The 15,249-nt window shown below is 37.3% G+C and carries 13 protein-coding genes and 1 pseudogene; 7 read left to right on the forward strand and 7 right to left on the reverse strand.

Annotated features, from left to right (window positions below):
* The first annotated feature begins 235 nt into the window (after positions 1 to 235).
* The gene (locus ACG94X_RS06040) at positions 236 to 694 is read left to right on the forward strand and encodes a hypothetical protein (RefSeq protein WP_419382847.1); all 459 of its coding nucleotides are present in this window, start codon (positions 236 to 238) and stop codon (positions 692 to 694) included.
* Between the two features lie 46 nt (positions 695 to 740).
* Here ACG94X_RS06040 and ACG94X_RS06045 read toward each other — a convergent pair whose 3' ends face one another.
* The 4 genes from ACG94X_RS06045 to ACG94X_RS06060 form a co-directional block, all read right to left on the reverse strand.
* Positions 741 to 2,156 (reverse strand): cryptochrome/photolyase family protein, encoded by a 1,416-nt coding sequence (locus ACG94X_RS06045; RefSeq protein WP_419382848.1) that lies wholly within the window; start codon positions 2,154 to 2,156, stop codon positions 741 to 743.
* Between the two features lie 87 nt (positions 2,157 to 2,243).
* A complete protein-coding gene (locus ACG94X_RS06050; protein ID WP_419382849.1) occupies positions 2,244 to 2,726 on the reverse strand; it encodes an FKBP-type peptidyl-prolyl cis-trans isomerase in 483 nt (160 codons plus the stop codon).
* A gap of 143 nt (positions 2,727 to 2,869) precedes the next feature.
* Positions 2,870 to 4,156 (reverse strand): NAD(P)/FAD-dependent oxidoreductase, encoded by a 1,287-nt coding sequence (locus ACG94X_RS06055; protein ID WP_419382850.1) that lies wholly within the window; start codon positions 4,154 to 4,156, stop codon positions 2,870 to 2,872.
* Between the two features lie 132 nt (positions 4,157 to 4,288).
* Positions 4,289 to 5,551, reverse strand: coding sequence for a D-alanyl-D-alanine carboxypeptidase PBP6B (locus ACG94X_RS06060; RefSeq protein WP_419382851.1), 1,263 nt, complete (start codon positions 5,549 to 5,551; stop codon positions 4,289 to 4,291).
* 177 nt (positions 5,552 to 5,728) lie between these two features.
* Here ACG94X_RS06060 and ACG94X_RS06065 point away from each other — a divergent pair, with 177 nt between their 5' ends.
* Positions 5,729 to 7,432, forward strand: coding sequence for a M61 family metallopeptidase (locus ACG94X_RS06065; protein ID WP_419382852.1), 1,704 nt, complete (start codon positions 5,729 to 5,731; stop codon positions 7,430 to 7,432).
* A gap of 183 nt (positions 7,433 to 7,615) precedes the next feature.
* On the opposite strand, the gene lipA is transcribed toward ACG94X_RS06065, so the two are convergent.
* Positions 7,616 to 8,629: a lipoyl synthase gene (gene lipA, locus ACG94X_RS06070; RefSeq protein WP_419382853.1), complete on the reverse strand. Its 1,014-nt coding sequence runs from the start codon at positions 8,627 to 8,629 to the stop codon at positions 7,616 to 7,618.
* 197 nt (positions 8,630 to 8,826) lie between these two features.
* Here lipA and sthA point away from each other — a divergent pair, with 197 nt between their 5' ends.
* From sthA to ACG94X_RS06095, 5 genes are all read left to right on the forward strand, one after another.
* Entirely contained in the window at positions 8,827 to 10,242 is a 1,416-nt protein-coding gene (gene sthA / locus ACG94X_RS06075) for a Si-specific NAD(P)(+) transhydrogenase (protein WP_419382854.1), read from the forward strand.
* Positions 10,243 to 10,385: 143 nt separating this feature from the next.
* On the forward strand, positions 10,386 to 11,453 hold the full coding sequence (locus ACG94X_RS06080) for a 4-phosphoerythronate dehydrogenase (RefSeq protein ID WP_419382855.1): 1,068 nt from the start codon (positions 10,386 to 10,388) through the stop codon (positions 11,451 to 11,453).
* Positions 11,453 to 12,433: an EF-P lysine aminoacylase EpmA gene (gene epmA, locus ACG94X_RS06085; RefSeq protein WP_419383026.1), complete on the forward strand. Its 981-nt coding sequence runs from the start codon at positions 11,453 to 11,455 to the stop codon at positions 12,431 to 12,433. Before ACG94X_RS06080 ends, epmA begins: the two co-directional genes overlap by 1 nt.
* 225 nt (positions 12,434 to 12,658) lie before the next feature.
* Positions 12,659 to 13,048, forward strand: a complete 390-nt coding sequence (locus ACG94X_RS06090; RefSeq protein WP_419382856.1) for an SMI1/KNR4 family protein — start codon at positions 12,659 to 12,661, stop codon at positions 13,046 to 13,048.
* A complete protein-coding gene (locus ACG94X_RS06095; RefSeq protein ID WP_419382857.1) occupies positions 13,032 to 13,220 on the forward strand; it encodes a hypothetical protein in 189 nt (62 codons plus the stop codon). Before ACG94X_RS06090 ends, ACG94X_RS06095 begins: the two co-directional genes overlap by 17 nt.
* Positions 13,221 to 13,522: 302 nt before the next feature.
* Here ACG94X_RS06095 and ACG94X_RS06100 read toward each other — a convergent pair whose 3' ends face one another.
* Positions 13,523 to 13,759: a VF530 family protein gene (locus tag ACG94X_RS06100; protein ID WP_419382858.1), complete on the reverse strand. Its 237-nt coding sequence runs from the start codon at positions 13,757 to 13,759 to the stop codon at positions 13,523 to 13,525.
* A 287-nt stretch (positions 13,760 to 14,046) separates the two neighbouring features.
* Positions 14,047 to 14,931, reverse strand: a pseudogene (locus ACG94X_RS06105) (IS5 family transposase).
* Positions 14,932 to 15,249 lie beyond the last annotated feature (318 nt).

Here is a 15,249-nt window from a genome sequence, read left to right on the forward strand (position 1 = left end):
ATTATAAGGATATATATTTAGCGGTCAAGACCTTCGTGTCATGTTTTCTTCATTTTTAAGTTATATGCTTTTTATTTGAACAAAAAAATATAAATTCACAAAAAATTGGTTTTAAAGGTTGTAATAGTGGCATTAGCTTGCTAGATTCAATTTAGAAGTTGAGTTTAAGCAATGCTTAAACCGTGTGGATTTAACTAACTTGCCAGCACTAAAATGGCTAAATAGGAGACAGCGAATGAATACGCTAACTATTCCCGAAATTTTTTCAAATTTTTCTTATTATCAAGAAAATTATCTAACTATTCTGAAAAAACCTCAGCAATATCATATTGAAGTTGCACAAGCATATCTGCATGTTTGGCCTTTAAGTGAAAAAAAATTGTATTTAGGTGATCTTTTACAACTTTGGTTTAGCGAAAAATGGCTGATCAATTCTGCTTGTCAATTATTATTGACGACGGAAGCACAAAGTAGTAAAAAACAGATTCATAAGACCCAAGATTTGTATTTATTCCAATTGACTGGAAGTACATTTTCAGGTGCCAATCATTCTAAAGTTTGGTCTGTTTCAGAACAAAAAGAGCTTCATGTATCACTAGATAGTGTTTTTAAATATTTATGTTATTTTGAGTCAATTGAGCGCCCTGCATTTAATCAACAAGACGACCAAAAGACGTTTAAAAAAGTCATTTGATCTTTCGTACTTATGTTTTGAAGCTTTTAAGCAATGGTTGTACTCATTAAATTTGCTTAAAAGCCTCGATTGCTCGAACACGACTTTGTTTTAAATCGACAATTGCTTTTGGATAATTCAACTGAATATTTGGATTTTTACCATAGGGTTCATGAATAGTTTTGGCATCTAAATGTGCAAGTTCGGGAACCCATTGTCGAATGTAATCACCTTGGGCATCAAATTTCTGAGATTGGCTCACAGGGTTAAAGATACGAAAATAAGGCACGGAATCTGTACCTGTAGATGCACACCATTGCCAACCGCCATTATTTGCCGCTAAATCACCATCGATTAAATGTTGCATAAACCATTGTTCGCCTAAGCGCCAATCGATCAATAAATTTTTTGTTAGAAACATTGCTACAATCATTCGTGCTCGATTATGCATCCAACCCGTTTGTAATAATTGTCTCATCGCTGCATCGATAATCGGAATACCCGTTTGTCCTGTTTGCCAAGCTTCAAAATCCTCAGGTGCATTACGCCATTGAATATTTTGTGTGGTTTGTTTGAATGGTAAATGTTTAGAAACACGTGGAAAATCAAATAAAATATGTTGATAAAACTCTCGCCACAATAGTTCATCTAGCCATGTTTGTTGTCCAATATGCTCAATGTGAAAATGTCCGTGTTGTACACGAAACAAAGCATTGAGACATTGTCGAATTGAAATAATACCAATATTTAAATAAGCAGCAAGCTGGCTCGTCCCTTCATTGTGGGGGAAATCACGTTCAGTTTGATAATCAAACAGTTTATTTTCAATAAAATCATCAAGTATTTCTAGAGCATGGGCTTCTCCAACATGCCATTGTCGGTTTATGTTTTCGAATTCAAAGCCGAGTTGTTGTAAGGTTGGAATCATGTCCGAAATATTGATTTCGAAATATTGTTGAGGTTCAGGCGTAGGGTAGGTTTGTGGAACGGAAATGCTGAGTTGTTCGTAACAATATTTTTTAAATGCACCAAAAACTTGATAGGGCAGATTAGATTTATTACGAATTGAACCGACAGGAAACACCGTCCGATCATGGTATAGAATCAGATCAAGACTGTGTTGATTTAGTGCTTTTTGAACTTGGAAGTCTCGATTCAGTTCATTCACACCGCATTCAATATTGGCATGGACATTTTCAATTTTAAAATCTTGACACAGTTGAACGATTTCTGTCGTAACATCTTTCCATAGCGGAACAGTACGAATGAGTAATGGAATGTTAAGTGTTCTTAGACTATTTTTTAATTGTTGAATTTGGCGTAAATAAAAATCTATCTTAATTGGTGCATCATCGTGGATTTTCCACTGTTCAGGAGACAGGATAATCAGCGCAATGACTTGCCCTGACAGGGCTGCATGCCAAAGGGCAGTATGGTCATGAATGCGTAAGTCTTGGCGAAACCAGATGAGCTGTCGTTGCATAATGATGTATTCGTACTGTCCATAGTTAAAGATATAAAAAAGGCAAAGTAAAAACTTTGCCTTTTAGATCAGATGATTTATCTGAACTTAATGGTGATGACCGCCAGCACCGTGAACATGACCATGCTCTAATTCTTCTTCAGAAGCATCACGAATTTCAGCAATTTCTACTTCAAAAGTAAGGTCTTGACCAGCCAATGGGAAGTTAGCATCAACAATGATGTTTTCGCCTTCAATTGCTTTAACTGTAACAACTTGAACGCCGTCATCAGTTTGAGCTTGGAACTGCATGCCCGCTTCGATGTTTTCAACACCTTGGAACATTTGAGCAGGAACTTCTTGAACTAAATCTGGGTTATATTCGCCATAACCTTCAGCAGCAGGAATAGTTACTGTAAATTTGTCGCCTACAGTTTTACCTTCTAAAGCTTTTTCTAAACCAGGAATGATGTTTCCTGCACCGTGTAAATAAACAAGTGGCTCACCTTGTGATTTGTCGAGAGTTTCACCCTCAGCGTTAGTCAACGTATAGTGGAAAGAAACCACGTTGTTATTTGCAATAGCAGTCATGTTATTGATCCATTCGATAATCGGAAATTTTAAGGCTATATCATAAAGTGAAAAGCAATTTTTGTAGACTAATATTCGTAAAAAATTGCATTTCCAGCGTTATTTTGACCATTTTTTCATTAATTAGGGCGAATTTCTAAATTTCAATGCAATTTAATTTTTGGCGCAATTTTACGTGTAACAAAATCTTTAGCCGTAAGTAAGCCTGCGTGTGCATAGCCATAAATAGTGGCTTGGTGTATACGATATAAAGACACGTACATCGATTTGGCTATAAAACCCTGAACATTGACTTGTCCGAGTAATTCACCAACGGCTTTATTTTTACTTAATGAAACTAATGAACCTTTGTCTGAGAATTGGAACATTGGAAGTTGTTTACCTTTAATTCGTGCTTGCATTGCATTTGCTAGAAAGGTAGCTTGTTGGCTAGCCACTTGTGCACGAGGGCCTAGAGGTGCTTCACGTGCATCTAAAATACAATGTGCACAATCGCCAAAGGCAAAAATATTGGGATCGGATTTAGTTTGTAAAGTTGCATAGACATCTAAGCGTCCAATACGATCTTTTTCAAAACCTGCTAAATTGGCAATGACTGCTGGGGTTTTAATGCCTGCTGCCCAAATTTTCAGTTGTGCTTCAATCGATGTACCATCATTGAAATAGACACGTTCAGCATCGACCTTTTCCACACGTTTTGCTGTGAGGACTTCAATTTTCATTCGTTTTAATTGCTGTGTCGCATGCTCCGCAATTTTTTCAGATAGTGCAGGTAAAATGCGATCTGCACCTTCAATTAATGAAATTTTGACATTGTTTGGATTAATTTTATTCAAACCATATTTATAAAAATTTTGTTTGGCTTGAACCAGTTCTGCCGAAAGCTCAACACCTGTTGCACCTGCGCCAATGATTGCAATATGTAGATCTCGATCGACATTTTTATTTTGTGCATCTAAATATAAATGCAATAAATCTTGTTGGAAAATTTCAGCTTGCTGGCGGCTATCGAGGTAATGGCAGAATTCTTTAACACCTTGAGTTTTAAAGTCATTTGATACTGAGCCAACAGCAATAATCAAGGTGTCATAATGAAGCGTTATCTTTTCTTGATTTGATTCATACTTACTGGATTGAGTTTTGCTTAACTCAATCGTTTTATTATCACGATTTAATTGCTCAAAACGACCTAAAACGAATTCATAATGATGTTTAGCCGCATGTGCATAATAATTGGTTTCTTCATCACTTGGATTCATGGTTCCTGCAGCAATTTCATGCAGCAAGGGTTTCCAAATATGTGTGAGTTTTTGATCGACTAGCGTGATTTTGGCTTTTTTGCTTTTGCCAAGTGTATCGCCCAGTTGCGTCACCAGTTCTAAACCACCCGCACCACCACCAACAATCACAATATGATGTAGATTAGACATACAAGAAAACCTAATAGTTGTTATGAAAAAGAGGATGGCCTAAATATGCCATCCTCTTTAAAATAATTAAGGTTTTTTGTATTACAATTTACACAAATACAATAAAACTGAGTAAAACAGTTGGTGGTCAATTTAGAACAATGTTTTGAACCATTCTAATAAGCGTTCAAACCATGACGCTTGTTCAATATGTACTTCATCTTCGATGTCAAAGCTTTGAATTAAAATGTTATTTTGATAAACATTTACTTTTGCCAAATGGATGATTTTTTCTAAAGGCGCAGTCAATGATGTTTCATTAAGTTCAACATTTAAGTGAGTTTGCGTTGTCACTAAAGGATGAATTACTGTGAGTAAACCATTTGCATCACTTTTCATTACACGGCTATTCACAACATCAAAAGCCATTAAATCGATTGGCGTAGGGTCATTGTATAAAGAGGTCGTAACGATCTGAGGTTTTTTCGCTTCAACTTTAAACATTTTCAAAGTTGATTTAATCACAGGTAGTTCAGCAATCAGCTGCTTGTCTTTAATAACAATCTCATCACGAGTATAGGCATAACCTAAATTTAGTAATTTATGCGCAATTTCAGCACGTTTTACGCCACTTTTTGCACCCATGACCACGACGATTAAACGACGGTCTGGAGACTCAATAAGACCTGATGGACGATGTGCAGTTAATGCTAAGTTATAACCCGCAGCTTTGGTAAAACCCGTTTTTAATCCATCCACACTTGGGTCGGATTTTAATACCAAATTGGTCGCATGGTGAAAGTGTTGGTTATAACTAAAACTTGGCAATACAGAATAATGCAAATATTCTGGTGTTTGCATTGTCACAGCTTGACCCAATAAAGCCATGTCATGTGCAGATGAAAAATGATCTGGCATTGTTACACCAGGTGGATTGGCAAAATGAGTGTCTTTCATTCCCAATGCCTGCGCTTCTTGGTTCATACGTGCCACGAAAGCAGGAACATTACCAGAAATACGTTCAGCCAATGTTACTGCTGCATCATTGGCTGACATTACAATTAAGCCTGCGAGCAGTTGGTCTATTGAAATTTGTTCGCCTTGTTTTAAATACATTTGCGATTCGTCCCATTGCACCATTTTGACAACTGGGGTCGCAGTAATAATTTCTTCTTTTGTAAGATGACCAGCTTTAAGCTCTTTTAGGGCGATATACGCCACCATCATTTTGGTCATAGATGCAGGTGCGCGTTGTGCATGACTATTATATTCGGCAATGGTTTGACCCGTTTGCGTGTCTAATATAGTCCAAGCTTCGGCTTCAACTGAGAGTGGGTTAATATCGAGTAAAGCGGCATTGACGAGCGTGGAGCAAACTAAGCTCATTAACGTTATAAAAGAAGTAAGAATTTTCAACAGATTTACCTTTAGCCAATCCTATGGCGAGTAAGCACAAACTTTGCGAATGCTATGCTTTTTTTTAAGACAAGGCTAGTTAAAATTGTAGACAATTGCGACGAACAACGCCTGACTTTGTAAAAAAATGCTACTCTAATTGGTAATTTATCACTTTCGTATTTTGAATAGATCTCTATGTTGCATTATCAAATTGAATTTGACGATTATCGTCAACATCTCATTCATGTCACTTTACGTTTTTTGGCGAACCCGACCCAAGTTTTATCACTCCCAACTTGGATCCCGGGCAGCTATTTAATTCGTGAATTTTCAAAGCATATCGAATCTGTGAAAGCGTATGATGAAGCAGGACGTCAGCTTAAAATAAATAAATTTGAAAAAAATAAATGGCGCTTATACAACACAGATCATGAATTGATTACGGTTGAATATGATGTCTATGCTTATGACTTATCTGTGCGTGGTGCTTATGTCGATCAAACACGTTTATATATTAATCCTGCTGTGGTGTGCTTAGGTTTACAAGATCAAGAGCATTCACCTATCGAGTTAGAAGTTTTCTTACCCAATGAATTGAAGCATTTTCAAATCGCGACTGGCTTAGAGTCGAAAAGTCTAGTGAAAGGTCGCTACACTTTAAAAGCTGAAAATTACCCACAACTGATTGATGCACCATTTGAGTTGGCAGATCAAACACGTTTTAGTTTTGAAGCATATGGCATCGACCATGAGTTTGTTGTTTCTGGTCAACATGCGATGAACATTGATCGTATGAAACAAGACATTGAAAAAATTTGTAGTACAGAAATTGCCATGTTTGGTTCGGCACCATTTTCAAACTATACCTTTATGACGATGGCGACAGGCAATAGTTATGGTGGTTTAGAGCATCCAAACAGTACCAGTTTGATCACACCACGTGATGATTTACCGAAAGCAGACGAATCTAATGAGCCATCTGAGGATTATCAGCGCTTTTTAGGTTTATGTAGCCATGAATATTTTCACTCATGGTTGGTGAAATTCATTCGCCCTGAAAATTTTGCAAATTATGATCTAGATCAAGAAGGTTATACTTCTTTGTTGTGGATGTTTGAAGGTTTTACCTCATATTATGATGATTTGATTTTGTATCGTAGTGGTGTGATTTCACAACAATCATATTTGAAATTATTAAAATCACAAATTGATCGCTATTTACAAAATCCAGGTCGTTTTATCCAATCTGTTTCTGAATCTAGTTTTGACGCTTGGATTAAGTTTTATCGCCCAGATGAAAACTCAAATAATGCAGGAACAAGTTATTACAACAAAGGTTGTTTGGTTGCCTTGTGTTTAGATTTAGGACTGCGTTTACGTGGTTCAAGTTTAGATGCTGTTATGCGTCGTTTATATGAAAATAGCCAACAAGGTATTCAAGTGAGCGAACGTAGCATTTTCGATTTATGTAAAGAATTGACGGGTGATGATTGGGTTGAGCAAATTAATCATTTGATTAATACCACAGATGAATTGCCTCTGGATCAATTGTTCCCAGAGTTTGGTTTAAGTTATACCTTAAAAAATGACAAGGCTTTGCCATTTGGATTAAAAGTTGCCGATAAAGCTGAAGGTGTGATCATCCAACAAGCACGCCGTGATGGTGCAGCAGCTCAAGCGGGTCTGTCTGCACATGATGTTATTATTGCAATTGATGGTTTAAAAGCATCTGAGAAATTATTAGCGAAGTATGCAAAACAGCAAGGCACATTTACCGTCTATGCATTTCGTCGTGATGAATTGATGCAATTCGAATTACATGGGGCAGAGGTCGCTTTAACCACTGTAGAATTGGCAATAAAAGATCAAGTTCAAGTAGATAGATGGTTAAAAGCCTAACTTTGATCATTTAAAAAATACAAACCGATGCCTAGACATCGGTTTTTATTTTTTAGTTTTACAGATTGAATATTTGAATTGCGGTTCTGTAAAGCAGTTTGTAATTGCGTGATATGGACAGCATAAAAAAGCCCTCGATAGTGAGGGCTTTTTTATTTATTGATGATTCATGACAATGATCAATTAAGCTTCAATGGTCTGAACAGTAATTTTCTTTGCAGGGTCAGCTTTACGACGTACCGCAGGTACAGGCTCACCATAATATTGACGGTCTGCAAAATAGCTAGAACGTACCATCGGTGCAGCCCAAATATTACGGAAGCCAAGTTTGTGACCATGTGCAGTATAACGCTCGAACTCTTCTGGTGTTACAAAACGGTCAATTGGCGCATGTTGTTTAGAAGGCTGTAAATATTGTCCAATCGTAATGTAATCGACATCATGAGCACGAAGATCATCAAGCAGAGCAAGCACTTCTTCTTCAGTTTCACCCAATCCGACCATCAGACCACATTTAGTTGGAACATCTGGACAGTATTCTTTAAACATCTTTAATAAAGTTAAAGAGTGTTGATAATCTGAACCTGGACGCATGGCTTTATATAGACGTGGCACAGTTTCAATGTTGTGATTAAACACATCTGGCGGGCATTCTGTCATAATGCGTAGCGCAACATCCATACGACCACGGAAATCTGGAACTAAAATTTCAAGCAGCGTTTTAGGGCTTAATGCACGAGCTTCTTTAATACAATCTACAAAATGCTGTGCGCCACCATCCAATAGATCATCACGGTCTACAGACGTAATCACTGCGTATTTTAAACCTAAATTGGAAATGGTTTCTGCCATGTGACGTGGTTCATCTGCATCCAAAGCATTTGGACGGCCATGTGCAACATCACAGAATGGACAACGACGGGTACAAATATCACCCATAATCATAAAGGTTGCTGTACCACCACCAAAACATTCAGGTAAGTTCGGGCAAGCCGCTTCTTCACACACTGTATGTAATTTTTGTGCGCGTAGCGTGGTTTTAATGCGTTGAACTTCATCAGGCGCAGCCATCTTGACCCGAATCCAATCAGGTTTCCGAGGCGTTTCAACCGTTGGAATAACTTTTACAGGAATACGTGCAACTTTTTCTGCACCACGTAACTTTACGCCCTGTTCTGGTTTACGGTTCTCTGACATATTCAACTTTTCCACTGTTTTGTACGGGGGAGATGATTTTCATTATAGCGGAAATGCGAAACGATAGGGCAAAAACACTATTCATATACTAAATGTGGTCATCACGGAATATATGCATGTGAAATACAGAAAAATTATTGAGTTTAGTCCATAATATCGCATAAGACACAGACTGAATTGAATATAGGGAGCTTTGAATGCCACGTAAGAAAGAAGTCCTTAGTGGGAATTTTGTGAAATACGATGCAGTCGTACTTGGCTCTGGTCCTGCTGGTGAAGGCGCGGCAATGAAGCTTGCAAAATCGGGTAAGCGTGTTGCGGTTGTCGATATTCGCGAGCAGCTTGGTGGAAACTGTACCCATGTAGGAACAATTCCAAGTAAAGCTTTACGTCAAACAGTATCGAGCATTATTCGCTACCAACGTGACCCGATGTTTAAAAAAGTGGGCGACTGGAAACAGTTCACCATGAAACAAGTATTACATAATGCGCATAAAGTCATTCAGCAACAGGTGAATACACACTCGCGTTTTTATGACCGCAATCATATTGATGTTTTTCATGGTCGTGCTTATATCCAAGATAAAAATAAAGTCATTATTTTTAATGAAGATGGCGTGAAAGAAACATTAGGTTTCCAGCAACTTGTTGTTGCAACAGGTAGCCGTCCATATCATCCACAAGGGCTTGATTTTAATCACCCACGTGTATTTGATTCAGACAAAATTTTAGATCTTGATTTTCCAATTCACAAAATCATCATTTATGGTGCAGGTGTAATTGGTTGCGAATATGCGTCTATTTTCATTGGTTTAGATCATAAAGTTGATTTGATTAACACACAGCATCAATTGCTCAGTTATTTAGATGATGAAATTGCGGATGCTTTGTCTTATCACTTGCGTGAACAAGGTGTATTGATTCGCCACAATGAACAAATTGATCATTTAGAAACATTTGATGATCATGTGGTGATGCATTTACAAAGTGGTAAGAAAATTAAAGCCGATGCGATCCTTTGGTGTAATGGTCGTTCGGGGAATACCGATGGCTTAGGTCTTGAAAATGTCGGTATCGCACCGAATAGTCGTGGTCAGCTTACAGTTAATGACCAGTATCAGACTGAAGTTGAAAATATTTATGCTGCGGGTGATGTGATTGGCTGGCCTTCTTTGGCTTCGGCTGCATATGACCAAGGACGCTGTGCGGGTTCGAATATGAGCGGCGAACTGGATGTTAAACCAGTTAAAGACATTCCAACAGGGATTTACACTATTCCTGAAATTTCTTTCTTTGGTAAAACTGAAAGCCAGCTGACTGCGGAAAAAATTCCGTATGAAGTGGGTCAGGCATCTTTCCGTCATTTAGCGCGTGCGCAGATTACGGGTGATACGGTTGGTGAGCTTAAAATCCTGTTCCATCGTGATACGTTAGAGTTATTAGGTGTTCATTGCTTTGGTAATAACGCTGCAGAAATTATCCATATTGGTCAAGCCGTGATGCAAAGCGGTCGTAATACCATTAAGTATTTTGTGGAAACGACGTTTAACTACCCAACGATGGCAGAAGCTTATCGTGTAGCTACGCTGAATGGTATGAATCGTTTGTTCTAAGCAGATATTTATTCTCTATTTTAAAACCCGTAAGTGATCTTACGGGTTTTTTCTGTTGGTTTTAAAGGATTTGATGTATGAACGACATAGTCTAAAATGCTGCAAAGCGTTATCATAGCGGCATCAATACGCTGGACGACACTATGAACATCGTTGCAGATGAAAATCTCGCATTTACAGACTACTTTTTTGCCGAGTTTGGCAATATCCAACAGCAAGCAGGGCGTACTTTGACCCATGCAGATGTCGAAAATGCAGATACCTTACTGGTCAGATCTGTGACGAAAGTCAATGCAGTACTTATTGAAAATAGTACACTTAAATTTATTGGCAGTGCCACCATTGGTACAGATCATTTAGACATTAATGCCATCGAAAAACAGGGTGTTGCGTGGTCAAATGCCGCAGGCTGTAATGCACAAGCGGTAGCGGAATATGTGATCACTGCATTATTACATCTCAATCCATCATTGATTAATCAAAATGATCAATTCACTTTGGGCATTATTGGACTAGGCAATGTCGGTTCGCGTTTAGCCTATATGGCAAAATTACTGGGTTGGAATGTGATTGGGCATGACCCATTTGTACAGCGTGAGACGATTAAACAAGTTGAATTATCAGAATTATTAAAATCTGCCGATGCCATAACCACGCATGTACCATTAACTCAAACAGGCGAACATCCGACTTATCATTTGATCAATGCCGCTACTTTGGCACAGATGAAACCTGAAGCAATATTGATTAATTCTGCACGTGGTGCTGTGGTTGCCGAAGATGATTTAATTGCCGATATTTTAAAAACACAGCGTAAGGTGGTTTTGGATGTTTTTGAGCATGAACCTGAAATTTCGGCAGAATTACTGAATGTGATTAGCTTGGTGACGCCACATATTGCAGGCTATAGCCTTGAAGGTAAGGCACGAGGTACGCAGATGATTTATGAAGCATTTTGCAAAACTTTCCAATATTCAGCGAATAAAAAATTTGAAACTCAGTTGCCATCTTGTGAACAATTTTTTTATGGCAACAGTATTAAACAGACTTTAAAAGATTATCTTTCTGAAATTTATAATATTTCCCGTGATGATGCCAATTTAAGAGCAACATTAAAAGATGGCAAGGTCGATCAAAAAGCCTTTGACTGTTTGCGTAAAAAGTATCCGTTGCGCCGTGAATGGGCAGCGCACGGAGGACCTAAAGCATGATGAATACATCGGTTCATTACCAACCGACTTGTGATTTAACTGCGCTTAAAGCTCGCGCCAAAATGTATGCACAAATTCGTCAGTTTTTTGCTGAACGTGATGTATTGGAAGTAGAAACGCCAGTGTTGTCGCAAGCAGGTGTGACCGATGTGCATTTGGCATCTGTACAGGCATTGCGTCATGTGGGTGGGAAACAGCGAACACATTATTTACAGACTTCACCTGAATTCGCTATGAAGCGTTTACTGGCAAGTGGCAGCGGTGCGATTTATCAGATTTGTAAAGTTTTCCGTGATGATGAACATGGACGTAAGCACAATAGCGAATTCACCATGCTTGAATGGTATCGCCCTGAATTGAGTTTAAAAGACTTGATGCTGGAAGTGACAGATTTGCTCAATGTGGTTCTCGCTCAGCGGTTTGGTGAAGTACGTCCGACTATTTATAGTTATAAACATGCTTTTATGGATCGATTAGATATCAATCCATTACAGGCAACTTTACAGCAATTAAAAGATGCTGCGCGCCGTGTCGGTCTGAATATTGATTTAGGTGATGACAGACTTGCCTATATCGATTTGTTATTTTCACATATAGTCGAGCCAAGTTTAGGCTTTGATACACCCGTATTTTTAACCGATTTTCCACCTGAAATGGCCTCGTTAGCGAAAGTTAAAACTGATGAAGATGGTGAGCAGGTTGCGGCACGTTTCGAGTTGTATATTGAAGGTTTGGAACTCGCCAATGCGTATGATGAGTTGATTGACGCCGATGTGTTACGCAGTCGTTTTGAAGCGGATAATGCTGAACGTGAAAAATTGGGTTTACATATAATGCCGATAGATGAGTTTTTGCTTGCAGCTTTGCCAAATATGGCTGAATGTTCAGGTATTGCTTTGGGAATTGATCGTTTGTTGATGGTGGTGCAGAATAAAATGAAGTTAGAAAAGGTGATTACTTTTCCTGCGAATGTGTCGTGATAGGTTAAAATAGGAAAATCAAAAAGTCTTTTTGGATTGCAAAATATTTTGAAATGCCTAAAAAAAGCCGAGATGTTTCGATTTGGATGTTTTTGAGGTGGTTTTAAATTAATTAAGTTATCGAATTTAATTAAGTAATTAAAATAGATTTCGAGTAAGCACCATTATGTTAAATGGAAATTTTAATTCCTAATTTATACTATAAAAATTAATTGAGCGGATTAAATGAATATTGATGTAAGCAGAGATCATGGCCAAATTGATAGAAAAAATATTGAAAAATATGCTGAATCTATTGGGTATAAATTCCCCAAATCTTATGTTGAATTACTCAGTAAACACAATGGATTAACACCTAAAAAGAACTATTTTGAATTTTTAGAGCATAACGATGAAATCACGGATAGAGATGAATATTTTTACAGCTATGGCTACGAAAAAATAGAAATTTGGGATGAAGAAGACCGTAAGAAGTATCAGGACTCTATCAAAGATTATGAAGCCATTGAACTAATGCAACCAGATGAACATATGTATGAATTTATGGATAAACACATAGTGATTTTTGGAAAATGTGCAGGTGGTGACTTACTCGCTTGTGATTGCAGGTGGTGACTTACTCGCTTGTGATTATAGAGATGATCTTGATACTGATGAGCCAGCTATTACTCTGATTTATCATGATGACCTTATTGAAATATCACCAACTGAAAATAAGTTGAGAACTATAAAATTAGCAGATAATTTCACTTCTTTTATGGCGTTATTGAAAGAAGATCATTTTTAAATTTTCCTAAACTTAACTGATGTTCACTTAGAATCTAGTTCAGAATTAAATTTATGCTTAATAAACAATAACTTTAATTACTTAGAGCACTAAAGTGATAACTTATAAAATAGTTGGTTCATGAACCTAGCTATGAATACATATTTTCCTACTAAAAAGGTCTTAAGAATAGACTAAATTTGTCTAGGAGAGTGGTGGCAGTCCACCACTAATTAAAAGGTGTTTAAAAAATCGGTGGCTATTCAATAAGTGTAGTTTACTATTTGGTATAAAATATTATGCTGAGGCTAGGGTTTTGATAGCTACGATTTCTGTTTAGCTTTTTGGCGTAAGACATACAAATATAAGCTTTCTACTTTTTCACGTGCCCATGGTGTGGTACGTAAGAATCGCAATGATGATTTAACACTTGGATCTATGCAAAAACATCTAATTTCAATTTTACGATTTAGGCCTTCAAAGCCACCGTAGTAATCCAATAATTCATCCAAAATGTCAGCAAGTTTTTTGCCGTGTAAAGGGTCAATGGAGGTGTTCATAATAGATCAACCATATTTTGGGAGGCCATTATTATAACCTGAGTTAGTTGGAAAATGAGAGGGTTGGAATTTAAACGTAATTAACATAGAAAATTGCAGCTTATCTTCCTATTTACAACAGTGCCGATGCATAAAATATTTCAAATAATTAATAATTCAAAGAAAGCTTTTTAATAAATGTACGGAATTTATGATTTAAATCCGAAATTTATTAAATTTTTCTTAGTAAAAGAAAGGCTTCGTTGCACAAAGATTTATAAATTAAAGTTCCCTATATCGCCTCAAATTTAAATGACAACTTGAGTATGAGGTCGGCCTAATTCAGTGAATTTGTTGAGGACTGCTACACGTTCATGAATCTCATTGACTTGGCTTTGAAAATTCCTTGCACTCAGTTTATCGCCCAATAATTTAATGCAATGCATCTTGGTTTCTATCAAACTTCGACGATAGTACCCTGACCACTTTTTCCAAATGGCTCTTCCTAGGCGTTTGACTGTTTTCAATAATTCATTTCTCTGTAAAGATCTCAGAGTTTTATCTTTCCAGAGCTTCGCATTTTTTCTTGGCGGAATCACCGCGTCTGCTTGTCGATCTGAAATCACTTGTCGGCAGTATTTTGTGTCATAAGCTCCATCTGTATAGACAGAATCAATCTGCTCATCTGGTGGAATTTGATCAAGTAAATTCCCAAATACTTGCGAATCACTGACATTGTTCGTAGCCAACTGTACGGCCCTTGCAGGGTTTTAGTATCTATACCGATATGCAGTTTACGCCATTGGCGGCGATATTCAGGCTGATGTTTCTTACGTTTCCATTTACCCTCACCTAAAAACTTTAAGCCAGTAGAGTTTAGGAGTAGATGAAGTTGATCACTGATATTCGGGGCTATACAATCTCACCCACAGAATCTAATGATGCTCTGAACAAAACCTATAACTATGTGTAAAGAGAGTCAAAATAGAGATTTGATCATGAGACAGTATTGAATAGCTGTATCAGAATAAGTTTGGTTTCTCTCTTGTTTACCTTGTAGCTGTGTATACCATTGAGTAGTAGGATCAAACCAAATCGAGATATTTCCTCAATTGATTAATCTTGCGCAGTATACTGCTCATATAAGAAGACCAATTCGTTGTACGGTAGATTTTAGGTGCAGGCTTAGTCATTTGGAAATTATATAGTTGATAAGCCTTTGATGGTAGGTTTGTGCAACAAAAGCCCACTACATGTAACGAGCCCGCAGAAACCCCATATTTTTCCATCGGAAGTGGCAGCTTGAGTGGCTGGAATTCCACAAATAAAAGCGATGGGTAAAACAGTTTTTAAAACTAATTTCATAATATTACATTACTTTCTTTATTTTTTCTAAATCCCCAAAATCCTATAGGAAATCCGTCTTAGATATTATTTACTGTTTGGTGTAAAGTACATACAAAACAACAATATATTGATTTTAAAACAGTGTTTTGGCATTTATTACTTTT

Source organism: Acinetobacter psychrotolerans (assembly GCF_048552595.1).
In the GTDB taxonomy this organism is placed as follows: domain Bacteria; phylum Pseudomonadota; class Gammaproteobacteria; order Pseudomonadales; family Moraxellaceae; genus Acinetobacter.